The sequence below is a fragment of the Mesohalobacter halotolerans genome (assembly GCF_006120725.1).
GTDB classification, from domain to species: domain Bacteria; phylum Bacteroidota; class Bacteroidia; order Flavobacteriales; family Flavobacteriaceae; genus Psychroflexus; species Psychroflexus halotolerans.
On the sequence record NZ_SWMU01000001.1, the window covers coordinates 884,124 to 909,939 of the forward strand.

A 25,816-nucleotide genomic window follows, 5' to 3' on the forward strand; every position below is an offset into this window, starting at 1 on the left:
TTAATTTTTATTAGCATCAGGTGTTTTTAAAATTTTACGGTCTTCTAAATAGGTTTTGATAGCTACAATTGATGCTAAATGGGCTTCATTTTTGTATTGTGACTCAAGTTTTTCTGGGGTATAATATTTTTTAACAAAATGCGTATCAAAATTTCCAGAACGAAAGGCCTCATGTTGACATACAAATTTTCCAAAACTTAAAGTTGTTTCCACACCTTCAACTTCATATTGATCTATAGCTTCTATCATTTTTTGAATTGATGCTTCACGGCTGTTGCCGTAAGTTACGAGTTTTGACAACATTGGATCGTAATAGATAGGAACATCCATACCTTCTTCAAAACCGTTGTCTACTCTAATATTTTTTCCTTTAGGCAACTTATAGCGATTGAGATGTCCAACACTTGGCATAAAATCTTGTGTGGGATCTTCAGCGTACACTCTGAGCTCTAATGCATGACCATTAATTTTGAGGTCGTCTTGTTGGATGTTTAATTTTTCGCCCCGAGCTATTTTAATTTGTTGTTCAACTAAATCTACACCGGTAATCCACTCGGTTACGGGATGTTCCACTTGAAGTCGGGTATTCATTTCAAGAAAATAGAAATTGAGGTCAGCATCCATCAAAAACTCAACGGTGCCGGCACCGATATAATCACAGGATTTAGCAACATTTACGGCGGCTTTTCCCATTTGTTCTCTTAATTTAGGAGTAAGTAAGGCGGAAGGGGCTTCTTCGACCACTTTTTGATGACGACGTTGAACGCTACATTCTCTTTCAAATAAATGAATCACGTTACCATGTGTATCTGCTAGAACTTGGATTTCAATATGTCGAGGTGAGGTGACATATTTTTCAATAAACACAGAACCATCACCAAACGCTGATTTGGCCTCGCTAATGGCACGTTTCATTTGCTCTTCTAAAGATTTTTCGTCTTCCACAATTCGCATGCCCTTGCCGCCACCACCCGCAGAGGCTTTTATCAAAATAGGAAAACCAATGTCTTTTGCAATATTTACAGCCTTTTTAATATCAGTAATGGCTTCATCGACGCCTGGTACCATAGGGATATCATAAGCTTTAACAGTTTCTTTGGCGGCTAGTTTGTCACCCATTACCTTTATAGCATGTGGTTTAGGACCTATAAAAGTGATTCTTTCCTTTTCAACTTGAGCAGAAAAGTTTGCATTTTCACTTAAAAACCCATAGCCTGGATGTATACCGTCGACATTGAGATGTTTTGCAACATCTATAATTTTATCTGCTTTGAGGTAGGATTCCGATGACGCAGCTGGTCCAATACAAATCGCTTCATCTGCAAACTTGACGTGTGGTGCATGTCTATCGGCTTCAGAGAATACAGCTACGGTTTTTATTCCCATCTTCTGTATACTTTTCATTACCCTTAAGGCGATTTCGCCACGATTAGCAACTAGTATTTTTTTCATATGTCTTAAATTAAGTTATTGTTGTCAAAAAAAATTTACTCTAACTCTATGAGAAGTTCATTTTTGGCAACGGTTTGTCCTTGAGTAACAGAGATACTTTTTATACTCGCATCATTTGAAGCTGTGATGGTGTTTTCCATCTTCATGGCTTCTAAAACTAAAAGGGATTCACCTGCTTTAACGTTTTGGCCTTCTTCTACATTAATTTCTAAAATCACTCCCGGCATAGGGGCTTTAATTTCATTTTCCAAATGGGCTTTGCCAAGTGATAAGCCTAATTTTTTGATTAAAAGATCTAGCTGATTTGATATCTTGACCTCGTAAATGTTTGAGTCAATTTTGACCTGATATGTTTTTTCTAATAAATCTTTTTTAACGACTTGAAGAAGATGGGATTGGTTTTTAAATATAAGATGACAATCATTTTGCGAAATATTTATGAGGTCTTGTTTTTGAATGTCTTCTTCTGAAAAATCAAACTCGAATTCGTCGTTGACTTTGGTTTGAAATGCTTTTGGCATAGCTTATTAATTTGTTGTGGTAAATATAAAAGGGATTGTCTGAAATTAAAAATTAATGTTCATAATTAATTATTTCACAAACCTTTTTTGAGTTTAGTTTTAAATACTTACACCTGATTATATGGTTCTTTCTCCTTAGTAATTCTTAATAAATTTTGTAAGTTTGATCACTAATGTGTTACTAAACGTAAAACCTATATTCAATGAAATCACTTTATATCTTACTCTTATTAATTGTATGTTTAAGTTGTAAAAATAACCCTTCTGAAACAAGTAAAGAAACCCAATCATCTAATTCTGAACAACAGATTGATGATACGCGTAAAACAGCAACACAAAGTCAAGGTATTGTTGTTTACGATTCTATTGATGATTTAGATATAGCATACACTAACTTAAAAGCAATCTTTGATAAAAACCCAAGTATAGGCATTGTTGCTGAAATTAATCACAGTCTGAATGCAAGGAAGGTTGATGTAGACTTACCAACCACTAAAGCGATTTTTTTTGGCAACCCTAATTTAGGAACATCACTGATGCAGGTAAACCCATTAACAGGTCTAGATTTACCACAAAAAGTGATTTATATTCAAGATAAAAATGGCAAAAATCAAATTATTTATAACGATGTTGAATATCTCAATCGAAGATATGCACTTGAAAATCACAAAAAACTCCCTGTAATATCTAATACACTTAAGGCCTTGATTGAAAGAACGAGTGGAAGTCAAAACTATCAATCTATAGAGCTTGAGGTTTCAAAACATCAGGGTATTGTGACAAAAGAAAGTAATTATAATTTTGCATCGACATTAGATAGGTTGATGACTATTCTAGAGAGAAAAAAAGGCTTAAAAGTTATAGCAACATTAGACCATCAGGCCAACGCAAAAAAGGCTGGTTTAGAATTAACACCAACTTATCTAGTGGTGTTTGGAAATCCTAAAATAGGGTCACCATTAATGGAAACACAACAAAGTTTAGCCTTAGATTTGCCACAGAAAATGCTGGTTTGGGAAGATAAAACAGGACAAAGTTTTGTGTCTTATAACGATATTTACTTCCTTAAAGAACGCCATCAGATTGATGGACATGATAGGGCTTTTAAAAAAATTAATACGGTTTTAGATAAAATAAGTTCTGAAGCCGTTGAATAAAGATTAGATAAGCTTACGCCTCAATTTCTTGTTCTAGCTCTTCCGCCAAATCAATTTCAAGTCTCAGATTGTCGATGATAAAATCTTGTCTATCAGGGGTGTTTTTGCCCATGTAGAATTTTAAAATTTCATCTATACTTTTTGTTTTGTCAAGCATTATAGGGTCAAGCCGGATATCATCACCTATAAAGTGTTTAAACTCATCCGGTGAAATTTCGCCAAGTCCTTTAAATCTGGTAATTTCTGGTTTTTTTCCTAGTATTTTAACCGCTTGTCTTCTTTCGTCTTCAGAGTAACAATAAATGGTTTCTTTTTTATTCCTCACTCTAAACAAAGGGGTTTGTAAAATATACAAATGCCCCTCACGAATCACTTCAGGGAAAAATTGCAAAAAGAAAGTGATAATCAATAAACGGATATGCATTCCATCCACATCGGCATCTGTTGCAATTACAATGTTGTTGTAGCGTAAGTCTTCAAGAGAATCTTCAATGTTTAAAGCAGCTTGAAGTAAGTTGAATTCTTCATTTTCATAAACAATTTTCTTACTCAAACCATAACTGTTTAAAGGTTTACCTTTAAGGCTAAATACCGCCTGGGTATTGACATCACGAGATTTTGTAATACTACCACTAGCCGAATCACCCTCTGTAATAAACAGTGTAGTTTCAAGATTGCGTTCTTTTTTGGTGTCTCCCAAATGAATACGGCAGTCTCTCAATTTTTTATTGTGTAAACTCGCTTTTTTTGCACGTTCACGTGCCAACTTTCTAATGCCAGATAAGTCTTTGCGTTCTTTCTCTGCCTGAAGAATCTTACGCTGAAGTTTTTCTGCAGTTTCAGGATTTTTGTGTAAATGGTTGTCCAGTTTTCTTTTGACAAAATCTAAAATATAAGTTCTAACTGTTGGTAAATCGCCACCCATATCTGTAGAACCGAGCTTAGTTTTGGTTTGACTTTCAAAAACAGGCTCCATGACCTTAATGCTAATAGCAGCAGCTATAGATTTTCTAATGTCACTAGGGTCATACTTTTTACCAAAAAACTCACGTATGGTTTTGACCACAGCTTCTTTAAAGGCAGTCAAATGTGTCCCGCCTTGAGTCGTGTTTTGACCGTTTACAAACGAATGGTATTCTTCACTATATTGTGCTTTGCTATAGGTCATGGCCACTTCAATATCTTCACCTCTTAAATGGATGATTGGAAAAAGCCGATCTTCTTTTCTTATATTATCACTTAACAGATCCTTTAAACCATCTTCAGAGTAAAACTTTTTACCATTAAAGACAATCGTTAAACCAGGGTTGAGATACACATAGTTTTTAAGCATTTTTTCCACATACTCACTGCGGTAATTATATTTTTTAAAAATCTCATTATCTGGTACAAAGCTCACTTTTGTACCACGTCGGCGCGAAGTCTCATCTAGCTTTTCCTCGTTTTTAAGCTCACCTAATTCAAACTCGGCCGCCACCGACTTGTTATCACGATTAGATTCTACTCTGAAATATTCAGACAAAGCATTTACAGCTTTGGTACCAACACCATTAAGTCCAACCGATTTTTTGAATGCTTTTGTATCGTATTTTCCACCTGTATTCATTTTAGAGACTACATCTACAACTTTACCCAAAGGAATACCACGTCCGTAGTCTCTTACGATAACACGATTATTTTGAATAGAAACCTCAATCGTTTTGCCGACACCCATGACGTATTCATCAATAGAATTATCCAGCACCTCTTTAAGTAAAATATAAATGCCGTCATCTCCACTTGAACCATCACCGAGCTTTCCAATATACATTCCGGGGCGCATACGGATATGCTCTTTCCAATCCAGAGATTTGATATTGTCTTCGGTATATGCAGTTTCTTTTGCCATCTTATCAAATTTTAATGCCAAGATAAGACTTGTTTTTAAAACTACGAAATTTCATATCCTCAATTAGGGCTGTCGATACTCCAAAGTCGCATCGGCGGGCTTTAGGCAGTCGTCATGCCAAATGCGTAACTCCAATAAAGAATGGTGAGCAAAGTCGAACCACAATCCCTATGCCAGGACTAGACTTATTGGCTGACATGAACAGTTGTCTTGACAGCCAATACAAGATTTGTTTTAAAGAAATACCAATAAATCATTAATATCATTACAAAATTCTATAAAAACCTCTATTTTTAAACTTCAATTTAAAGATATCATAAACTATGAATTCATATATTGTAGATGGAGTCAGAACGCCAATTGGAAACTATAAAGGTACATTGTCACCGATCCGCACTGATGATTTAGGCGCTTTGGTGATTAATGAAATTGTAAATCGTAACAACAATATTCCTAAAGACGCTTTTGACGATGTGATTTTAGGTTGTGCCAATCAAGCCGGTGAAGACAATCGAAATGTAGCTCGTATGTGCCTATTGTTGGCTGGATTGCCCTATTCTGTCCCTGGAGAAACTGTAAACCGTTTGTGCAGTAGTGGTCTCTCAGCAATAATTCATGCCCATCGCGCAATAAAAACTGGGGATGGCGATTTATTTATTTCTGGTGGGGTAGAGCATATGACCCGTGGTCCTTTTGCTATTTCAAAAACCTCAAGTGCTTATGGTAATGACGCCAAACTTTATGACACGAGCTTCGGTTGGCGTTTTGTCAACCCTAAAATGCATGAAATGTATGGCACAGACGGCATGGGTATGACCGCTGAAAATCTTGTTGATATTCATAAAATTTCTCGTGAAGATCAAGACAGGTTTGCCTACAATAGTCAAAACAAAGCAGCTCAAGCTCAAAACACTGGGCGTTTGGCCAAAGAAATTGTTGAGGTTAAAATTCCTCAGCGTAAAAAAGACCCTATAATTTTTAAAGATGACGAGTTTATCAAGCCACAGACCAAACTAGAAATACTAGTCAAACTTCGACCCGCATTTCGAAAAAACGGCAGTGTTACTGCTGGAAACTCTTCAGGTTTAAATGATGGTGCAGTCGCAACAATCATAGCATCAGAAAATGCTGTAAAGCAATATGGCTTAAAACCTAAAGCTAAAATATTAAGTTCAGCTGTAGTCGGTGTTGAGCCCAGAGTTATGGGTATTGGTCCTGTTGAAGCCTCAAACAAAGCACTTAAAAAGGCTGGACTTAGCCTTGCAGATATGGATATTATTGAGTTAAATGAAGCATTTGCAGCTCAATCATTAGCCTGTATTCGTGCATGGGGCTTAAAAGACAATGACCCGAGAATCAACCCCAACGGAGGCGCCATAGCCATCGGTCATCCACTTGGTGTTACTGGTGCAAGATTGGCCTACACCGCTGCTCTTGAACTGGAATTAACCAGTAAAAAATACGCTCTAATAACCATGTGTGTAGGTGTTGGACAAGGATACGCCGCTGTGATAGAAAGATGTTGAGCGAACCGAAATCCACAGAGCGTAATCGATTAGATCCTTGAGTTTAAAATACCACTAAAAAAAAAATTATGAAAACCACACAAAGTTATATTAACGGAAAATGGACACAAGGCCAAGGTGAAAGCCAGCCGATTTTTGATGCGGCAACAGGAGAACACTTTACCAATATCAATATTGATGGACTCGATATTCCTGAAGCTTTAGCTTTTGGTAGAAAGCATAACAAAAATCTTAGTCAGATGACATTTCAAGAGCGTGGATTGATGCTTAAAAAACTGGCTTATTATCTTCAAAAAAAGCGAAAAGATTTATATGAAGTAAGTTATAAAACAGGGGCAACCAAACGCGACTCATGGTTTGATATTGATGGTGGTATCGGCAATTTGTTTGCAAATGCTTCGCTGAGAAAACTTTTTCCAAACTCACCTTACGATGTCGAAGGTGATCCAATTGATTTGTCTCGCGGAGGTAGATTTATGGCGCATCATATTCTAGTACCCAAAGAAGGCGTCGCTGTCCATATTAATGCGTTTAACTTCCCGGTTTGGGGAATGTTAGAAAAATGTGCTGTAAATTGGATGGCTGGTGTGCCAGCCGTAGTTTTACCCGCGCCACAATCGGCCTATTTAACAGAAGCTGCGGTAAAATATATCATTGCTTCAGGTATTTTGCCAGAAGGTGCATTGCAGCTTATAAGTGGTACGGCTAAAAATATTTTAGATAGCGTGCTGTCTCAAGATATTGTAACATTTACAGGTTCAGCTTCTACCGGAAAACAGTTAAAAAATCACCCGCAATTGATTAAAGAATCGGTACCGTTTACCATGGAAGCAGATTCACTAAATGCTAGCATTCTTGGTCAAGATGCTAAGCCGGGTACACCAGAATTTGATTTGTTTATCAAAGAAATTCGCAATGAAATGACGGTAAAGTGTGGTCAAAAATGTACAGCGATTCGACGTATAATAGTACCAGAAGATTTACTTGAAGATGTTCAAATTGCATTAGGGCAGGCGTTAAATAAAGTTACAATAGGTAATCCTCGTGAAAAAGATGTGCGCATGGGGTGCTTGGTCGATAAAAAACAATTGGAAAATGTAAAAAGTCAAGTTAAGAAAATTACTAAAACTGCTGATATGGTCTATGGCGATTTTGAAAGCATGGAATTGCTCAATGCCGACTATGACAAAGGTGCATTTATAAAACCTATTGTTTTACGTGAAAATGAGCCATTTAAAAATGAAGCCGTTCACATCACAGAAGCTTTTGGCCCGGTGAGCACGTTAATGCCATACAAAAGTCTCGATGAAGCTGTAGAACTTTCTAAAAAAGGAAAAGGCTCTTTGGTTAGCTCCATTTTTACTAATGATGATAAAATAGCAAGTGCATATACAATTCAAGCAGCCTCACATCATGGACGTATTTTAGCCATTAATAGAGAATCTGCTAAGCAAAGCACAGGTCACGGTTCACCATTACCAAATTTGGTTCACGGTGGCCCCGGGCGAGCTGGCGGTGGTGAAGAAATGGGTGGCAAGCGTGGTATTAAACATTTTATGCAACGTTGTGCTATTCAAGGTAGCCCGACAACATTGACTGAAATCACAGGGATTTATCAACCCAAATCTGCTTATAAAGCAACAAAAAAGCACCCGTTTGCGTATCATTGGGAAGATATTGAACCAGGGATGTCGCTCGAAACTCATAAGCGGACATTAACAGATACCGATATCATTAATTTTGGAAACCTTACTTGGGATCATTTTTATGCCCATACTGATATTACATCTCTAGAAGGCAGTATTTTTGAAAAACGAACAGCGCATGGCTATTTTATCATATCAGCAGCTGCCGGCTTATTTGTTTATCCTAATAAAGGACCTGTTGCAGCAAATTATGGCCTGGAGAACATTAGGTTTTTGAGACCGCTTTACCATAACGACACAATTTACGTAAGATTGACGTGTAAACAAAAAGTTGACCGTGAACATAAAGGCAAAGAATTGCCAAGCGGTATCGTAAAATGGTATGTTGAGGTTTTTGATGCTGAAGAAAATGACCCTGAAGAACAATTGGTTGCTATTGCAACTATACTCACTATGGTGCAAAAAAGACAAGATGTTTTTCCAGAGATTAATAAAACCAATCTCGAACAAAAATTAAACCAACTTGAGAGCAACAGCAAACCCAAATGGGGCATGATGACGGCTCAACATATGGTTGAACATTTAGAATACGGTTTAAAAATTGCAAAAGGCGATATTCAAAATTTTGATATCGGTACACCAGAAGAGCATTTGGACAAAGTTCAAGAGACTTTATACAATTATGAAAAAATGCCAAAAAACTATAAGATGCCTTTGATGAAAGAGAACGAGCTTGAAGACTTACGTCATGATAATTTAGCAATCGCAATAAAAGCCTTTTTGAAGACTTATGACGAATTTCATCATTTTTTTAAAGACAATCCAGAGGTAACCACAAAAAATGCAGTTTTTGGGATGCTTAATTATTTTGAATGGAAGCTCTTAAACCGAAAGCATTTTTACCATCATTTTGATCAGTTTGACTTAATATAATCAAACCCTACAAAAAAACCTTGTTCAGCTGAACAAGGTTTTATAATAAATAAGTAAGACTTAGCAATAATTAAAGTGAAGCGACGTGCTTCGCTAATCTCGATTTGATACGAGCAGCTTTGTTGGCGTGAATGATATTTTTTTTAGCGAGTTTGTCCACTTTTGAAATTACATCGTCAAACATTTTTTCAGCTTCAGATTTTTTTGTGGTGCTTTCGAGTTTTCTAACAGCATTTCGAGCTGTCTTATGCTGATAACGGTTGCGTAACCTTTTGGTTTCGCTGTTTCTAATTCTTTTTAAAGCAGATTTGTGATTTGCCATAATATTTATTTTAGTCTTACTTTGTTAACATTGTAGTCCGTAGGGGAATCGAACCCCTGTTACCAGGATGAAAACCTGGCGTCCTAACCACTAGACGAACGGACCAGTTGATTATATTTTGAACATTTTGTAGTCCGTAGGGGAATCGAACCCCTGTTACCAGGATGAAAACCTGGCGTCCTAACCACTAGACGAACGGACCTTATAATCTATTTAGGTACATGTTGTTCGAATAGTGATATTCTTAAAAGAATTGTCCCGAATTTTCGGGCTAACCACTAGACGAACGGATCCTGCAATAATTTGCGGGTGCAAAAATACATTATTTTATTTATGTTGCAATATTAATTTTAAAAATTTAGTAGGCTTTAGCATAAAGTACTTTAGAAACAGCTTTCTTTTGAGAAAATAAACACTTACTTCCTTCAGGTATTTTTTCATCTATTATACATCGTATTGTCGCTTTAGTATCTTTTTTTATTTGCTCTTCTGTATTTGCAGAACCATCCCAATAAGCTTCAATAAAGCCACCATCACCATTTGTAATGCTTTTAAATTCATCATATGACTCGACTTTGTGGGTATTTTTTCTCATAAAGTTTTGAGATTTTTTATACAGATTATTTTGAATATCTTTTAATGTTTGTTTTACCTCAAGGATAAGACCATCTTGTTTGACAAATGACTTGTTTAAGGTATCTCTTCTTGCTAATTCAACCGTGTTATTTTCTAGGTCTTTCGGGCCAATACCTATCCTAAGGGGTACACCTTTCATTTCATATTCTGCAAATTTCCAACCTGGCTTATGTGTATCTCTATCATCAAACTTTACACTAATATGATGATCTTCTAGTTCATTTATAATTTCCTGTGCTTTTTCAGAAATCTGAGTGAATTGTTCATCATTTCTGTATATAGGGACAATAACAACTTGATATGGAGCAAGTTTAGGCGGTAAAACTAATCCACTGTCATCGCTATGTGACATGATTAGTGCTCCCATAAGTCTTGTAGAAACACCCCAGCTAGTAGCCCAGACGTATTCTTGCTTACCTTCCTTACTGGTATATTTTACATCAAAAGCTTTCGCAAAATTTTGGCCTAGAAAGTGAGATGTTCCTGCTTGTAATGCTTTACCATCTTGCATAAGGGCTTCAATACAATATGTCTTTACAGCACCAGCAAATTTTTCACTTTCTGATTTTGTGCCCTTTATAACAGGCATTGCCATATACTTTTCAGCAAATTTTGCGTAAATATTATTCATCAGTTCAGCCTCTTCTATTGCTTCTTGTTTTGTAGCATGAGCTGTGTGGCCTTCTTGCCAAAGAAATTCAGAAGTCCTTAAAAATAAACGGGTTCGCATTTCCCACCTCATAACGTTAGCCCATTGATTGATTTTTTTAGGTAAATCTCGATAAGATTGTATCCAATTTTTGTATGTATTCCATATAATGGCTTCCGATGTTGGTCTGATGACTAATTCTTCCTCCAACTTTGCTTCTGGGTCAACAATAAGCTTTGACTTATCATTTTTATCACTTTTTAGCCTATAATGTGTAACTACAGCACATTCTTTTGCAAAGCCTTCAGCGTTTTTTTCTTCAGCTTCAAAAAGATGTTTAGGAACTAAAAGCGGAAAGTATGCGTTTTCATGTCCAGTAGCTTTAAACATTTTATCAAGCTCTTTTTGCATTTTTTCCCAAATGGCATAACCGTAGGGTTTAATGACCATGCAACCCCGAACTGCAGAATTTTCTGCTAAATCTGCCTGGACCACTAGTTCATTGTACCATTTTGAGTAGTTCTCTGAACGTTTTGTTAAGTGTTTTGACATATTTTGATTTTTGGCATAGAAGTTGTATCTATGTATAGTAATAAAAATAAAGGCAAATCTAAGGATTTTGCTCTATATATAATCTTTAAAACCACAACTTATGAGACCAAAACTAAATTTACTTAAATCTGCACAATTAGTCGCAGGATTATTGACGGTGGTTTTTGTATCTTCATGCGGGTCATCTTATGAAAACGCAAGTGTTCAAAACGATGGTATTTACGCAACTGATGCTGTAGCCAATGAGGCAACTCAACAAAATAATAACGAGCAAACTCAAAATAATAATGATTACTATCAGAATTACTTTGATGAACAGGATAAGTTGATTTCTCAAGCAAGACAACAAAATGATGTTTTTACAGATATAGACTCCTATTCATCTCAAGGTTCTGAAGAAGTTCCAGAAGAAGACATTATTGTAAATACTGATAATACAGAGTATAGTTCTTACGGAGGCTGGGGAACACAGCCAACTTCCGTAACATACAATTATATTGATAATACTTTTCCCGCTTGGGGCTGGGGTGGCTTTGGCCTTTGGAATAGATGGGGCTGGGGCGGCTTTTACGGTCCAGGATTTGGCTGGGGCGGTGGCTTTTATGGTCCAGGCTGGGGCTGGGGTGGCTTTTACGGTCCGGCATGGGGCGGCTTCTACGGTCCAGGATTTGGCTGGGGTGGTGGCTTTTACGGTCCAGGCTGGGGCTGGGGCGGTTTTTATGGCCCAGCAGTAGGATTCTATAATCCATATAGTGGCTTTGCATATCACAGAAACTACAGAAACAATACTGTAGCTTTAAACCGAGGGCGATCAAATTTCAACACTAGTAGAAGAGGTGTAAGAAGTAATCAAAATATCAGAGGGAGATCATCAAATTCAAGAAGCAGGTTAAACGCTGCAAGAAGTAATCGCAGTTTTGTTAATTCTGATGGTAGAAGAATAAGAAATTCTAGTAATATAAATGCTAGGACAAGAAGTGGGAGATCAAATGATAGAACTACCACTACAACACGAAGATCAAGATCTGGTTATTCTAACCAAAGCCTTTATCAAAATTCTTCACGTAGAAGTTCGGTCAGGTCTAGAACTACCAGGAATAATAGATCCTATTCACCTAGGACTAGATCTACAAGAAGTAGCTCAAGTGTAAGAAGCTCAAGTCGAAGTAGTAGCTCTAGATCATCTGGAAGCCGAAGCAGTGGTAGAAGCTCTAGAGGAGGTGGTAGAAGATAATAATCCTTTAATATTAAATTAACTGTCTGAATTATTGAAGATTTTAACCAATTTCAGGGAGTTTTTTATCTCAAAAAACATGAAATTTAAGATTCTAATAGCATTATTATTGATCCCAATGGGACTTATGTTTGCACAAGACCTTACTGATGCTGTAAGGTTTTCAAGACAGGACTTGATGGGTACTGCACGCTTTTCAGGCATGTCTGGAGCATTTAGTTCACTTGGTGGAGATTTATCTGCCCTAAAACTCAATCCATCTGGTTCATCAATCTTCCTGACTAACCATGCCTCAGGAACCTTAAATCTAAACATTAGAAGCAATGATGTAAACTTTACCGATGGTTTGACCAGTGATAATGAAACAACTTTTGATTTAAACCAAGCAGGAATTGTTTTCGTTTTTGCCTCTAATAATGAAGACGCTACTTTGTCAAAATATGCTTATGGTTTTACTTATGAACAAATAGCTAATTACGACGATTCATATGTAGCAAGAGGTAATAACAGTCAATCCATAGATCAATTTTTTGTCGACAGCGCCAATGGACTACCTTTAGACTTGTTAACACCTTTGGCAGGTGAATCTGTTTCAGATCTGTATGTCTTTTTGGGAGAAACTGAAGGAGTGTCTGCACAAAATGCATTGTTGGGTTTTCAATCTTTCGTAATAGATCCCGTAGACCCAGACGATTTTAACAATACCATTTACACGTCAAATATGACTGCTGACAATGTTCTGCAGGATTATATCATACGGGAAGATGGGTATCACGGTAAATTTTCATTTAATGCTAGTGTAGAACTTAGTAAACGTTTTTATTTTGGTTTAAACCTCAATGCGCATTATATGGAGTATGATAGATTTACCTCATTTTTAGAAACAAATTCTGACCCGACAAGTGATATCAACAGTATACGTTTTGATAATAGATTGAGAACAAGAGCAAACGCCTTTTCTTTTCAATTAGGGAGTATAGTTAAAATTACTGACCAACTACGAGCAGCTTTATCTTACGAATCGCCAACCTGGTTTAATGTGTCTGACGAAACCACTCAATTTATAAGAACAGGAAGCGAGGAATTTGGTCCTGCAAGTGTCGATCCTAATGTGCTCAATATTTTTCCTAATTATAACTACAGAACAGCTAGTCAATGGACCGCGGGTTTATCTTATATATTTGGAGGAAAAGGCTTACTCAGTGTTGATTATAATATACAGGATTATTCCAATGCTAAATTTACTTCAAATAGTCTTGAGTTTTTAAATGCAGAGATTGATCAAAACCTGACTTCTGCAGGAAATTTGAATATCGGTGGAGAATATGTTTATAAACAATTAAAATTTCGTGGAGGTTACTTTTTTCAAGAAACACCGTATGAAAATAATTTCTTTCAAGGTGATTTAGAAGGTTTTAGCTTAGGACTTGGCTACACTATCAATAATGTTAATATTGATTTGGCTTACAGTTTAGCTTCAATTGATCGGAATGACCGTTTATTTGAAACAGGCTTAGACCAAAGAGCACAGATAGCATCAGATATTACAAATTTGTTTCTAACCGTATCTTTTGGATTTTAAAATATTTCATACCATTTTGCAGCTAAGAGCGTTAAAATATGTATGAGGTCTTTTTTAGTCATTATATTGGGTTTATACTTGAATTCTGTTTCGTCTCAAAATCTATATTTGAGATTACATTCAGAAAACATCAAACAGGATAGCTTACTCAAGACATTTATACCAAATCAATCTTTTACAGGTTTTAAAAATCTAGAAGCTGCATCTAAAGAAATAATAGCTGAGCTACAGCAAAAAGGATATTTGAACTTAAGAGCGTATCAACTTGAACCTGCAAATGATTCAGTGTATCAACTTCAGCTTAATTTAAGAAAAAAGTATAATGTCGTTTATATTAAAAATCATTCCGCTTTTACTGATGTTTTTAACAATATGGAACCTTATGTCAAGATTGAGGATTTGCCAGAAAGATTATTCGTTACATTAAATCAGCTGTCTAAAGAAGGTAAGCCTTTTAGTCAGGTTAAATTAAAAGAAATTGAATTTAACGAGAGCGATACTGTATTTGCTAAAATAGACCTGAATGAATCTCCTAAAAGAACTTTAGATAAGATTGTAATCAGAGGTTATGATAAATTTCCCCAAGCCTTTTTAAAACACTATTGTAATGTAAAAATTGGTGCGGTATTCAATAGAGAGCAACTTCTAAAACAATCAGAACAACTGGATGCCTTGCGATTTGTGAATCAAACCAAAACACCACAAGTTCAGTTTACAAAAGATTCGACAAATCTTTTCCTATATCTTGACCGTTCACAAGCTAATAGTTTTGATGGCTTTTTAGGCTTTAACAACTCAGATGAAAATGATTTCCAGCTTATTGGTAATATAGACTTATCGCTCGTTAATAATTTTAATGCTGGTGAAGAAATAAATTTGAATTATCGAAATGACGGTAATGCACAAGAGTGGTTTGATGTCGGTCTTAGATTACCTTATATATTTCAATCTCGTTTTTCAATTGAAGCAGGCTTAAATTTTTTCAAACAAGATTCTACGTTTTCTAATAATGCCCAGCGTTTAAAATTAGATTATCAGGTTACTCAAAACATCAATCTTGGTTTGAACACAAAAATTGAGTCATCAACAAATTTACTAGATGCTGAGAATCAAATTAATGATATACAAGATTTTGATAAAAGCAGATATGGGCTAGAAGCTGTTTACAATAAGCCCAAACGCTTTTCTAGTCTTTTTTTAAGCACACAATACGTCAATCTCAATTTTGGAATAGCTCGGCGTCAAACGCAAACTCTAGAAGAAGATCAGCAATACATAAGCTTGAAAGCACGACAGATATTTAAAATCGATAAAAGACAGTATGTCTATTTAGGTTTAGATTCAGGTTTTTTGAGCTCAGAACAATATTTGAGCAATGAACTGTATCGTCTTGGTGGGATTAATTCAATACGTGGTTTTGCTGAAAATCGCTTTTTTGCCAATTTATTTGGGACAATTCAGACAGAGTATCGCTATATTTTAGGCTCAAATCTATATATTCATAGTGTTTTAGACTATGGTTTTTATGAAAATGATATTGATAGGTTCAGTGAAAATCTATACAGTTTGGGCGTAGGTTTTGGGATTGAAACACGGGCTGGTGTTCTTCGGCTTATCTTTGCCAATGGTGGGTCTGACACACAAAACATAGAATTTAAAAACACACAAATTCATCTTAAATTTTTAACGGTTTTCTAGGCTTGAGATGACCTTAAGGTTAATTTTTAACACTGTTTTTTTAAATTAAAGTAAAAAAAATTTGTGTGATTAACTATTTATTATGATTTTTGGCATTGGCTAATTCAAATAAATTTAAAAATGAGAACAAAGTTTAGAGGAATTCTAACGCTACTTTTAGCGTTTGTTGTGCAACTCACGTTTGCACAAGAAAAAACAGTCACCGGTACGGTGGTTGACGGAGATGGTTTGCCTGTTCCCGGGGTAAACGTAATCATCAAAAACACATCTACGGGTACACAAACAGACTTTGATGGGAACTACAGCATAAGCGCTGCTTCCAATCAAGTTCTCCAATTTACCTATGTTGGTTTCAAGACCAAAGAAGTTCGGGTAGGTGCTAAGACAACTATAGATGTTACAATGGAACCTGACTTAGAAGAACTTGATGAGGTTGTTGTAACGTCTTATCAAGGTATTCTTAAAGAAAATGAGGTCGTCTCCGCATCATCGAATGTAAAATCTGAATCGATTGAGCAAGTTCCTATTGCTTCTATCGACCAAATTTTACAGGGTAATGTAGCTGGAGCAAACGTAAGACAAGCTTCAGGGCAACCTGGTCAATCTGCTACGGTAATCATAAGAGGTCGTACATCATTAAATGGTGATACTGAGCCTCTATATATAGTAGACGGTATGCCGGTAAATCAGGACAATTTTAGAAGTTTAAATTCAAATGATATCGAATCTATGCGTGTTCTTAAAGATGCTGCTGCAACAGCTATTTATGGAAATAGGGGTGCAGCTGGTGTGATTTTGATAACAACCAAAAACGCTAAACGAAATTCTAATTTATCTGTTCAGTATAGAGGATTATACGGTGTTTCGAATTTGCCTGAGAAAAATTTCAACATGATGAATGCTTTCCAGCTATTGAATTACCAGAAAAATTTATTGCCAGGATCACAGTTTGGTGATGGTCTTACAGATCAAGAAATTGCTGTGTTATCAAATCAAACCAATACCAATTGGGAAGACATTATATTAAGAGAAGGTACTACAGAATCTCACGACTTAGTTATTCAACAAGGTGGTGAAAATTTATCTTCATATACTTCACTTCAATATTTTGAACAGGAAGGTACAACCTTAAGGTCAAAATTACAGCGTTTCACGGTAAGAAACAACTTATCGGGTGGTGACGATAAATTTAGATATGGTACAAATATTACCGCAGCATTTTCTAAGAGTGATTTTGTTGTTGATGCTACCAGAGATAATAATACAGGTGGACAGCTTGATAATCCATTTATAGTTCCGTTTTTGGCATTACCTTATTTGAATGCTTTCAATCCTGATGGAAGCCTTAACACATTAGGGACTGTAGAATCAGGTGCTTTAAATCCTGATGGGACAATAAGCGCAAATGGAGCTAATGGTTTTGTTAATACACCATTTATAGCTCTTAATACAGCAAGATTTAATACAGATAGGGAAAACGAATTCCGTTTTACCGGAAGCGCAAATGCCGAATATGATATTCTTAAAAACATAACAATAGGTGGTAGAATAGGAGTTGATTACTTAAATATACAAAGGTTATTTATTGATTCACCTAATAGTATTCGAGGTTTATTGAGTCCTAATGTTGATGCAGCTGCAGAGTTTTTTGGCGGTTCTCAATTTGAAAGTTTTAATAGAGATTTTTCTTTTAACTCTAATGCTTTTGTTAGATACAGTAACGTATTTGATGACAAGCATTCCGTAACTGTTTCAGGTTATACAGAGTATTTCTTTAGAAACATTCAAGGAGCTTCCTTTCAAGCTTTTGGTCTAAATCCAAAATTTCCAGGTTCTAGTGCCGGATTTGTTGATCCTTCAACCTTTTTTCCTGATTTAGATGCCGAAACTCCAGCAGCTCCATTTATTCCATCTGTTTCATCAACAGAAATAGAAACTGCATTATTTTCATATTTTGGAAATGCAACTTATGATTATGATGGACGTTTTGGCTTAGATTTAACTATACGACGTGACGGCACATCAAGATTCCAAGAAGATCTAAGATGGGGTACATTTTTCTCCGTAGGTGGTCGCTGGAATATAGACAAAGAAGCTTTTATGGATAATGCAAGTGGTATAAGTGCATTGAAACTTAGGGGAAGTTATGGCCAAACCGGTAATCAAAACATTGGTTTCTTTGCTGGTTTTCAAACCGTTGGTGGTGGAAACGGATTTCAAAACAGCCCGATTTTGAGCGTTAATAATCTTGCTGACACTAATGTTCAATGGGAGACAACTACACAAGCAAATATTGGTGTCGATTTTGGTTTTTGGGACAATAAGTTGACAGGTTCTCTTGATGTTTACGACAAGCAAACAGAAGATTTATTCTTTGCAAGAAATGTTTCTCCATCTGGTACAGGTTTCTCAAACACACAATCAAATGTAGGAGACATGCAAAATCAAGGTGTTGAAGTTCAGTTGTCATACGATATCCTCAGAAAAACTTCGACCAATCCCTGGGGTGTAAGAGTATTCGGTAACTTCTCCTACAACGAAAATGAAGTTTTAGATATAAGAAATGAGCAAGGATTTACAGGTAACACACTAAGAATTCAAGAAGGACGAAGAGCCTTTACATGGTTTTATCAACGTTGGGCCGGAGTAGATCCATCCAATGGACAAGCCTTATATTTAGACGCTGATGGAGAGTTAACAACCAATTATGATCCAGACACTAACGGTGTTTATGTAGATAAGCAATTTGACCCGGTTTTTACCGGAGGTTTTGGAACAGCCGTAACGTGGAAAGGCTTTAGTTTGAATGCATTATTTTCATATGCAGCTGATACATGGAGAAACAATGGAACATATGCAATTACAGAAGATGCATCACTTGCAGGTTTTGCCAATCAGAACGTTTCCATGCTTGACGCGTGGCAACAACCCGGAGATGTCACAGCTATACCAAGTTTAGCTTTTGGAGGCTTGAGATTTCAATCTGGTGATCGTTACCTAGAAGATGCCTCTTTCTTAAGATTAAGAAATGTAACATTAGCTTACAATCTCGACGGGAAGACTTTAAATAAAATTGGTTTCTTATCTGCTTTGAGAATATATGCTCAAGGTACAAACCTTGTAACATGGAGTAAGTGGAGAGGATATGACCCTGAAACAAGTGAATCAGGAGATTTCTTTAACTTTCCTTCTCCAAGAGTTGTTTCTTTTGGAGTTGATATAACATTTTAAATAAAAAAACAATGAAAAAAATATTTTTAACATTACTTATTGCGACTCTATTAACAAGTTGCGATGATCAACTGGACAGAGCACCGGTTGATGCGCTTATTAACTCTACAGCATTTGAAACTGTAGATGACATTGAAGCTGCAGTGAACGGAATTTATACAAATTATGATCCAAACAACGTATTGGATATCAATGAGATATTTACAGATAACTGTAGATTAGGAAAAGATAGCGGTGGACAAAAGGTCAATGTTTTAAACCAAGTTGTGAATACACAATCTAACTCGGCTGCTATTTGGACTAACCGCTATAATACTGCAAACTTGTGTAATCGTGTATTTGCTGCATCAGAATTAGTGACTGTGGAGTCTGGTGAGCAAGATAAATTTGATAATCTCCTCGCGCAGACTTACGCTTTGAGAGCATTAATGCATTACGATTTGCTTCTTTATTATGGTGAGGATACAACTGACCCTAACGCATTAGGCGTGCATTACCAAGAAGAGGTATCTGTAGATGATTCACCAACAAGATTAACAACTCAAGAAACAGTAGCTAAAATCCTAGACGATTTAGATTCTTCGAGTGCTTTGTTAGATGACGATATCACTGATGTCAATACTATTACTGAAAGTTTTATAACATTTCTCAGAGCAAGAGTTGCCTTAATAACTAATGACTTTGATGGAGTAATTACGCATACGAATTCTATTATCAATGATTTTCCTTTAGCAAATCAATCACAGTATTCTGCTATGTTTAATGGTGATCAAGATGTAACTGAAGTTATATTCAAGTATAATAATGTTAATGGGTTCAATAGAAATATTGCAGGTGAATTTATCTTTACCGGAACAGGTGGTAATTTCATTGGTATGTCCGATGGTCTTTTTGATCTTTTAGAGGAAGAATCTATTAATAACAATGACGTGAGATTTGAAACTTTCACCGATGATCTTAATGATGATCCAGAAGAAAATACTATAAATAAATACCCGCCGATCGCAGGTGTTTACATAAATGACTTTAAAATGTTCAGAGCTTCTGAAGCTTATTTAATGAGAGCTGAGGCCTACGCGAGAAACTCACAATTTCAACTTGCTGCTAATGACGTACAAGATGTAAGAAATGCCCGTAGAGCTACGACTTCCAGTGCATCGGCTTATTCAAGTCTTGAAGATGCAATAGAAGATATCGCTTTTGAAAGACGATTAGAGTTGTGTTTTGAAGGTCATAGATATATAGATTTAAAAAGATACAGAAACATACTCAATACTGGTATTCAAAGAGATCCTAGAGATTGTGATGGAAATATTCCATGTTCATTACCAGTAAATGATAGAAGATGGGTGCTGCCAATACCTCAAGTTGAGCTTAACGGTAACCCTAACATACAACAAAATCCACAATGGTTATAAAATAAAAAAATTATGAAAAAAGTATTTTTAATATTAATTATTGCTGCAGGAACTTTAATTTCCTGCGATGATACAGAGCCAGTCGTATTTGACGGTTCTCAAACTCTCGTCTATTTTCCTGAAAATTCGGCAAATTTAGATGTTGTAATTGATGATACAGGTTCATTAGACGTGCAGATTAACACTACAAGCTTGTCTGATCAAGACCGAACAGTAGATATAGAAATTGTAGAAGGTGATGAAACGACTGTAGATTTTGAAAATATAGATATCCCTAGTTTGTCAACAACCATACCTGCTGGTGAATTTTTTGGTTTTTTGACCATTAATGGTATTGACAACAGTGTAGAGACATCACCAGAGCTTCTAACTTTACGCATTACAGATGCTGGAGACGCTACGGTAGATCCTTCTACTATAGAAGTTAGAGTTAGACAAATTTGTCCAATTGAAGAAGGCTTTTTTACTGGACCTTACCTACTTGAGCAAGTTACGCCAATACACCCTGAAAATGGTATACTTACATTTGAAACTCAAATTGTCGATATAGTTCAAGGTTCAGGATCAACGGAAAGAAGTTTTGATGTTAATTATCTTGAGGGCTTTGATATAGGACAGCCCGATATGACTCTACCTTTTGATTTATCATGTAACGATGTTGTTATATTAGGCGACAACGTGATTGATTCAAATTTAGGCTGTAATAATGATCAAGGAACTGATGATCCAGATGATGATGTCTTTGAAACAATCTTTTTTGGCTCTGTTTCTACAACTGGTAGTTTTGATCCAACAGATGATACGTTTTTTAATCTTATTGTTGGTGAATATATGCAGCCAGCATGTGGTGTTTCTGCACCTTTAACAACTGAATTTAACTTAACAAAACAACCTTAAGATATGAAAAATATAATTAAAACAATAACAGTAGTCCTCGGCTTTATACTTATTGGCTGTAATGCTGTTGATGATACCAGATTTAAAAATGATCCACAATCAGGTTGGATTGAGTTTGAAAATGAATCTCAACAAGTTCTTAGCGATGCAGGATCGGTTGAAATACCAATAGAGTATAATGTACCTGTTAATAGACAAGATACTTCAATTTCATACGATGTTGAAATCGTAGAAGGAAGTGCACCAAGTGTTGAAACAGGTTCTTTTACTACTGTAGTACCTGCCGATACTAGAAACGCTAGTATTTTGTTTGACATTGATCCAAGTATATCAACAAATTATACAGTTCAATTTACAATAACATCAACCAGTAATCCAGATGTTATTGTTGGTCTGGATGGTGATAACCCCGATGTTTTTACATTGGAAGTGTGCTCAGGAGTTCTTCCTCTTGAATGGACTGGCTCTTCTTTCATAGACGGTTCTGAAATCAATACATTCGATATGACCCTTACACCAACTGGTAACGAAGGAGAGTTTAACATTAGTTCAGCATGGGGTACTAATTTTGTAGCTGAGGCAACTGGAGATCCTAGTTTTGACGGACAGTTTATATATGATGGGGTATTGACTATCAATCCAGATAATACTTTATCAATCGTAGGTAGTGACCCTGCATTATTCCCTGGTACAGTGTTACAAGAAGATGCACTTAATGGTAATCTTTTTGATCCATGTTCTAATCAATTATTTTACACATTAGAACAAGGATTATTTACAGGTGATTTCGTTGTAGACGTTGTTTTAACTCCTACTCCTTAAATCATAATAAGTTATCTAATTAAAATCCCGCTTTATGCGGGATTTTTTTATATTTAAAACATGCAAAAAAAAGATATAATTTTCGGCATACATCCTGTTATAGAAGGCCTGAAAAGCGGAAAGCCTATTGACAAAATACAAATTCTTAAAGAATCAGAAAACACTCAAGACATTATTCGCTTAGCCAATGAAAAGCAAGTTAAAGTGAGTTTTGTCCCTCATCAAAAATTCAGGAAATATCAATCTAAAAATCATCAAGGCGTTTTGGCCTTTATGTCTCCAGTCGATTTTGTCGATTTTGAAACTACTGTAGAAAATGTACTAAAAAACAACCCAGAGGCTGTGTTTTTATTACTTGATGGAATTACAGATGTCAGAAACTTTGGCAGCATATTAAGAACTGCAGAATCGTCAGGAGTTAGTGCTGTTATCGTACCTCAACAAGGGACTGCCAGAATAAATGAAGATATGGTTAAAACCTCTGCAGGAGCAATTTTTAATATACCACTTTGTAAAGTCAACCATCTCAAAGATGCTCTATATTTATTAAAAGCATATGATGTAACACTTGTAGGTGCTTCAGAAAAATCAAATCAATCTTTGTTTGATAATACAATAAAAAAACCTGTGGCGCTTGTTTTAGGAAGTGAAGGACTTGGAATTCATCACAGTATTATTAAGATGCTAGACCATACTTATCATATCCCTATGAAAGGTCATACACAATCTTTAAATGTTGCTGTTGCTGCCGGTTTGTTTTTGTATGAGTTTGTAAGATAACTCCTATTGTTTTTTATCTTTCTGTTCTTTCATATAGTATACAATCTCAGTCTCTTCATCATCCTTATTTTCATCATTGACTTCATTAGTCATATCAGGGATAAAATTACCATCTTCATCAAAGAGCTGCATGAATTCATCGTCTTTTGAATCGTAGTCTTTTTTTTCCCACTCGTATTTTGGTTTAACGATATGTTTTGTTTTATAGATTAATGCTAAAGCCAATCCAACTATAAAACCGGAAAAATGCCCTTCCCAAGACATCCCAACTTTTCCTGGGAATAAACCCCAAACTAAGCTTCCATACACAAATACAACGCTAAGTGATAAAGCAACTAACCTGTAATATTTTGAAAAAATACCTTTAAAAAATAAAAAAGAGGCCAAAACATACACTAAACCACTAGCACCAATATGGTAACTTGGTCTGCCTATCAACCATGTCAATGAGCCAGTAAGTAGTATTCCCCAAATGATAACTGGCTTACTGATGTTTTTGTAAAAGTAAAACAAAGCCATACTCAATAATAAGAGCGGTACAGAATTATTGAATAAGTGTTTTAAACTGCTATGTATAAAAGTCGAAAACAAGATGCCCTTTAAACCATCAATTTTTTGAGGATATACACCATAGTTATTAAAATTTAGATTGAATTTGATTTCTACCCAATACACAAACCATATCAACAGGACTAAACCTAATGGATAAAGCAGAACATCATGTGTATATTTAAATGTTTTTGACATAATATATATGAAATTATAAATATATCAATTTCGTTTCCAAGTTGGCAACACCTGTTATAATGTCATTAAAATTGTAAATTTGTGAATATGAAAGCACCTCTAGCAGAAAGACTTCGGCCTAAGCAATTATCAGATTATATCGGTCAAGACCATCTTGTTGGTAAAGATGGTTTAATTTCAAAAATTATAAAGCAACAGAGCTTACCATCTCTAATTTTTTGGGGGCCACCAGGGATAGGAAAAACGACTTTAGCTCAAATTATTGCCAATGAAATCAATAGGCCTTTTTATAAATTGAGTGCTATCAATAGTGGAGTTAAAGATATCAGATCAGTAATACAAAAGGCTAAACAATCTCAAGGTATGTTCAGTCAAAATTCTCCAATTTTGTTTATTGATGAAATTCATAGATTTAGTAAATCTCAACAAGACTCTCTTCTTGAGGCTGTTGAGAAAGCTTGGGTTACTTTAATAGGGGCAACTACTGAAAATCCTAGTTTTGAAGTCATCTCGGCTTTATTATCTCGATGTCAAATTTATACCTTGAAATCGTTTGGAAAAGAAGAACTTGAAACTTTACTTGACAAAGCACTTACTGAAGACAGCCTCTTGAAAAACTTAGACATTCAGATAAAAGAAAAAACAGCTTTGTTTAGAATGAGTGGCGGTGACGCTAGGAAATTACTTAATGTTTTAGAACTGATTGTTACTCAACAAAACCATAAGGATAAAATCATTATTAGGGATGAACTAGTTTACAAAGTTGTACAGGAAAAACCCTTAAAATATGATAAGTCTGGTGAACAGCACTACGATATTATCTCTGCTTTTATAAAATCAATAAGAGGTAGTGATCCCAATGCAGCAGTATATTGGTTAGCTAGAATGCTTGAAGGCGGTGAGGATATTAAATTCATCGCTAGAAGATTGATTATTCTAGCTTCAGAGGATATTGGCTTGGCAAATCCTACAGCATTAGTGATGGCCAACAACACATTTCAAGCCATAAATGTTATAGGAATGCCTGAAGCCAGGATTATATTAAGTCAGTGCGTGATCTATTTAGCTACATCGCCAAAAAGTAATTCGGCTTATATGGCGATCAATAAAGCTATGGACTTGGTAACAAAAACTGGAGATTTAGAAGTTCCGCTTTCATTGAGGAATGCACCTACACAATTGATGAAAGATTTAGACTATGGAAAATCATATCCATATGCTCATGATTATGATGGAAATTTTGCATTTCACGACTTTATGCCTAAAGAGATTTCCTCTGAAAATCTATATACTACCTCAGATAATAGTAGGGAAAAGCAGAATAAAGATTTTTTAAATAAGCGCTGGAAAGGCAAATATGAATTTTAAAGCATCATTGTTTCTTAAATATTAATTTTTGAACAGCATCTTTATCTTTGGCTAAGTATTCAACTATGAGGTTTCCTTCAGCATCAAAATAAGCAGCACCATCAATAGTAGAAGAATCAAACGAATAAGTTCCACGATCTGCTTGCTCTAAAGTAGCAAAGATAGTCTTACCTTGATCTTGATATAAGATATAATTGTTTTTTTCCTTTGTAAGCCAATATGTCTTATTACCTTCTTTATATGTCTTAGCTCTTTCCTTAAAAGGGATGTTGCTATTTTTGTTATCAATATTTACTGACTCAGCAGGAGTTTCACTTTCTATGTTTTGCATGAAGTATTGAGATGAAACAACCTGAAAATCGCGAATAGCATTTTTCAAACATTCGTGATAAGCATCCTTGAACGGCTTTTTTCTACTCGTGCCTGTACTCTCGTAAATAGTGTTGCCAAAACAGTTTTTTAATTGAAATTTCAAAGTGGTTGTAAATAAACCGCCAACTTTAATCACATTTGCTTTTAAACCCAAACATTGGTCTTTTGCTAATTCATTAGGTAATTTTTCGCCTTCATTCATGTATACTTCAAAATTTGTTTCTTTTAACAATACACGAGTCAAAACATTGATTTGAAACTGGTTAGGTTCGGAAGTGAAATTATATTGAACAGGTACAGTTATATATTTATATTTTTTTGGTGAAGTTTGACCTAATGCGCTAATGCTTAATAGTAATAGCAGTAAAACAATGTTTTTTTTCAT

Annotated in this window: 19 protein-coding genes and 2 tRNA genes; 12 read left to right on the forward strand and 9 right to left on the reverse strand. The window is 35.5% G+C overall.

Translation table 11 applies throughout. From position 1 onward, the window contains the following. Both accC and FCN74_RS04145 read right to left on the reverse strand, forming a co-directional pair. Nucleotides 1-1,452: an acetyl-CoA carboxylase biotin carboxylase subunit gene (gene accC, locus FCN74_RS04140; RefSeq protein ID WP_138931314.1), complete on the reverse strand. Its 1,452-nt coding sequence runs from the start codon at nucleotides 1,450-1,452 to the stop codon at nucleotides 1-3. Nucleotides 1,453-1,487: 35 nt separating this feature from the next. Continuing rightward, nucleotides 1,488-1,973, reverse strand: a complete 486-nt coding sequence (locus FCN74_RS04145) for a biotin/lipoyl-containing protein (RefSeq protein ID WP_138931315.1) — start codon at nucleotides 1,971-1,973, stop codon at nucleotides 1,488-1,490. A 203-nt stretch (nucleotides 1,974-2,176) separates the two neighbouring features. Here FCN74_RS04145 and FCN74_RS04150 point away from each other — a divergent pair, with 203 nt between their 5' ends. Beyond that, complete coding sequence (locus FCN74_RS04150) at nucleotides 2,177-3,130, forward strand: DUF302 domain-containing protein (RefSeq protein ID WP_138931316.1); 954 nt, start codon at nucleotides 2,177-2,179, stop codon at nucleotides 3,128-3,130. A gap of 13 nt (nucleotides 3,131-3,143) precedes the next feature. Here FCN74_RS04150 and FCN74_RS04155 read toward each other — a convergent pair whose 3' ends face one another. Beyond that, nucleotides 3,144-5,018, reverse strand: coding sequence for a DNA topoisomerase IV subunit B (locus tag FCN74_RS04155; protein ID WP_138931317.1), 1,875 nt, complete (start codon nucleotides 5,016-5,018; stop codon nucleotides 3,144-3,146). 323 nt (nucleotides 5,019-5,341) lie between these two features. On the opposite strand from FCN74_RS04155, the gene pcaF reads away from it, so the two are divergent. Then, entirely contained in the window at nucleotides 5,342-6,544 is a 1,203-nt protein-coding gene (pcaF, locus tag FCN74_RS04160) for a 3-oxoadipyl-CoA thiolase (RefSeq protein WP_138931318.1), read from the forward strand. 68 nt (nucleotides 6,545-6,612) lie between these two features. Further along, nucleotides 6,613-9,123, forward strand: a complete 2,511-nt coding sequence (gene paaZ / locus FCN74_RS04165) for a phenylacetic acid degradation bifunctional protein PaaZ (protein WP_138931319.1) — start codon at nucleotides 6,613-6,615, stop codon at nucleotides 9,121-9,123. 70 nt (nucleotides 9,124-9,193) lie between these two features. Here paaZ and rpsT read toward each other — a convergent pair whose 3' ends face one another. From rpsT to proS, 4 genes are all read right to left on the reverse strand, one after another. Further along, a complete protein-coding gene (gene rpsT, locus FCN74_RS04170; RefSeq protein WP_138931320.1) occupies nucleotides 9,194-9,445 on the reverse strand; it encodes a 30S ribosomal protein S20 in 252 nt (83 codons plus the stop codon). 33 nt (nucleotides 9,446-9,478) lie between these two features. Beyond that, a tRNA-Glu gene (locus FCN74_RS04175) sits at nucleotides 9,479-9,550 on the reverse strand. Between the two features lie 25 nt (nucleotides 9,551-9,575). After that, nucleotides 9,576-9,647, reverse strand: a tRNA-Glu gene (locus tag FCN74_RS04180). 156 nt (nucleotides 9,648-9,803) lie between these two features. Beyond that, complete coding sequence (gene proS, locus FCN74_RS04185; RefSeq protein ID WP_138931321.1) at nucleotides 9,804-11,282, reverse strand: proline--tRNA ligase; 1,479 nt, start codon at nucleotides 11,280-11,282, stop codon at nucleotides 9,804-9,806. Between the two features lie 100 nt (nucleotides 11,283-11,382). On the opposite strand from proS, the gene FCN74_RS04190 reads away from it, so the two are divergent. The 8 genes from FCN74_RS04190 to rlmB all read left to right on the forward strand — a co-directional run bounded on the left by FCN74_RS04190 (nucleotide 11,383) and on the right by rlmB (nucleotide 22,944). Then, complete coding sequence (locus FCN74_RS04190) at nucleotides 11,383-12,516, forward strand: hypothetical protein (RefSeq protein WP_138931322.1); 1,134 nt, start codon at nucleotides 11,383-11,385, stop codon at nucleotides 12,514-12,516. A gap of 79 nt (nucleotides 12,517-12,595) precedes the next feature. Continuing rightward, complete coding sequence (locus FCN74_RS04195) at nucleotides 12,596-14,098, forward strand: OmpP1/FadL family transporter (RefSeq protein ID WP_138931323.1); 1,503 nt, start codon at nucleotides 12,596-12,598, stop codon at nucleotides 14,096-14,098. 108 nt (nucleotides 14,099-14,206) lie between these two features. Further along, nucleotides 14,207-15,796, forward strand: coding sequence for a BamA/TamA family outer membrane protein (locus FCN74_RS04200; RefSeq protein WP_138931324.1), 1,590 nt, complete (start codon nucleotides 14,207-14,209; stop codon nucleotides 15,794-15,796). A gap of 120 nt (nucleotides 15,797-15,916) precedes the next feature. Then, nucleotides 15,917-19,027, forward strand: coding sequence for a SusC/RagA family TonB-linked outer membrane protein (locus FCN74_RS04205; protein WP_138931325.1), 3,111 nt, complete (start codon nucleotides 15,917-15,919; stop codon nucleotides 19,025-19,027). Between the two features lie 11 nt (nucleotides 19,028-19,038). Beyond that, entirely contained in the window at nucleotides 19,039-20,445 is a 1,407-nt protein-coding gene (locus FCN74_RS04210; RefSeq protein WP_138931326.1) for a RagB/SusD family nutrient uptake outer membrane protein, read from the forward strand. Between the two features lie 12 nt (nucleotides 20,446-20,457). Further along, the gene (locus tag FCN74_RS04215; RefSeq protein WP_138931327.1) at nucleotides 20,458-21,342 is read left to right on the forward strand and encodes a hypothetical protein; all 885 of its coding nucleotides are present in this window, start codon (nucleotides 20,458-20,460) and stop codon (nucleotides 21,340-21,342) included. Nucleotides 21,343-21,345: 3 nt separating this feature from the next. Then, nucleotides 21,346-22,164 carry a hypothetical protein gene (locus tag FCN74_RS04220; RefSeq protein ID WP_138931328.1) on the forward strand — a complete coding sequence of 273 codons (819 nt, stop codon included), beginning with the start codon at nucleotides 21,346-21,348 and terminating at the stop codon, nucleotides 22,162-22,164. Between the two features lie 60 nt (nucleotides 22,165-22,224). Then, nucleotides 22,225-22,944: a 23S rRNA (guanosine(2251)-2'-O)-methyltransferase RlmB gene (rlmB, locus tag FCN74_RS04225; protein WP_138931329.1), complete on the forward strand. Its 720-nt coding sequence runs from the start codon at nucleotides 22,225-22,227 to the stop codon at nucleotides 22,942-22,944. A 3-nt stretch (nucleotides 22,945-22,947) separates the two neighbouring features. Here the strand turns inward: rlmB and FCN74_RS04230 are convergent, their stop codons facing one another. After that, nucleotides 22,948-23,691 carry a rhomboid family intramembrane serine protease gene (locus FCN74_RS04230; protein WP_138931330.1) on the reverse strand — a complete coding sequence of 248 codons (744 nt, stop codon included), beginning with the start codon at nucleotides 23,689-23,691 and terminating at the stop codon, nucleotides 22,948-22,950. Between the two features lie 87 nt (nucleotides 23,692-23,778). Between FCN74_RS04230 and FCN74_RS04235 the strand changes: the two genes are divergently transcribed. Further along, entirely contained in the window at nucleotides 23,779-25,059 is a 1,281-nt protein-coding gene (locus FCN74_RS04235; RefSeq protein ID WP_138931331.1) for a replication-associated recombination protein A, read from the forward strand. A gap of 4 nt (nucleotides 25,060-25,063) precedes the next feature. Here the strand turns inward: FCN74_RS04235 and FCN74_RS04240 are convergent, their stop codons facing one another. Continuing rightward, entirely contained in the window at nucleotides 25,064-25,816 is a 753-nt protein-coding gene (locus FCN74_RS04240; protein WP_138931332.1) for a hypothetical protein, read from the reverse strand.

Coding starts and splice junctions, on each gene's coding strand:
- accC (WP_138931314.1), bottom strand. CDS start 1,452: ATGAAAAAAATACTAGTTGCTAATCGTGGCGAAATCGCCTTAAGGGTA.
- FCN74_RS04145 (WP_138931315.1), bottom strand. CDS start 1,973: ATGCCAAAAGCATTTCAAACCAAAGTCAACGACGAATTCGAGTTTGAT.
- FCN74_RS04150 (WP_138931316.1), top strand. CDS start 2,177: ATGAAATCACTTTATATCTTACTCTTATTAATTGTATGTTTAAGTTGT.
- FCN74_RS04155 (WP_138931317.1), bottom strand. CDS start 5,018: ATGGCAAAAGAAACTGCATATACCGAAGACAATATCAAATCTCTGGAT.
- pcaF (WP_138931318.1), top strand. CDS start 5,342: ATGAATTCATATATTGTAGATGGAGTCAGAACGCCAATTGGAAACTAT.
- paaZ (WP_138931319.1), top strand. CDS start 6,613: ATGAAAACCACACAAAGTTATATTAACGGAAAATGGACACAAGGCCAA.
- rpsT (WP_138931320.1), bottom strand. CDS start 9,445: ATGGCAAATCACAAATCTGCTTTAAAAAGAATTAGAAACAGCGAAACC.
- proS (WP_138931321.1), bottom strand. CDS start 11,282: ATGTCAAAACACTTAACAAAACGTTCAGAGAACTACTCAAAATGGTAC.
- FCN74_RS04190 (WP_138931322.1), top strand. CDS start 11,383: ATGAGACCAAAACTAAATTTACTTAAATCTGCACAATTAGTCGCAGGA.
- FCN74_RS04195 (WP_138931323.1), top strand. CDS start 12,596: ATGAAATTTAAGATTCTAATAGCATTATTATTGATCCCAATGGGACTT.
- FCN74_RS04205 (WP_138931325.1), top strand. CDS start 15,917: ATGAGAACAAAGTTTAGAGGAATTCTAACGCTACTTTTAGCGTTTGTT.
- FCN74_RS04210 (WP_138931326.1), top strand. CDS start 19,039: ATGAAAAAAATATTTTTAACATTACTTATTGCGACTCTATTAACAAGT.
- FCN74_RS04215 (WP_138931327.1), top strand. CDS start 20,458: ATGAAAAAAGTATTTTTAATATTAATTATTGCTGCAGGAACTTTAATT.
- FCN74_RS04220 (WP_138931328.1), top strand. CDS start 21,346: ATGAAAAATATAATTAAAACAATAACAGTAGTCCTCGGCTTTATACTT.
- rlmB (WP_138931329.1), top strand. CDS start 22,225: ATGCAAAAAAAAGATATAATTTTCGGCATACATCCTGTTATAGAAGGC.
- FCN74_RS04230 (WP_138931330.1), bottom strand. CDS start 23,691: ATGTCAAAAACATTTAAATATACACATGATGTTCTGCTTTATCCATTA.
- FCN74_RS04235 (WP_138931331.1), top strand. CDS start 23,779: ATGAAAGCACCTCTAGCAGAAAGACTTCGGCCTAAGCAATTATCAGAT.
- FCN74_RS04240 (WP_138931332.1), bottom strand. CDS start 25,816: ATGAAAAAAAACATTGTTTTACTGCTATTACTATTAAGCATTAGCGCA.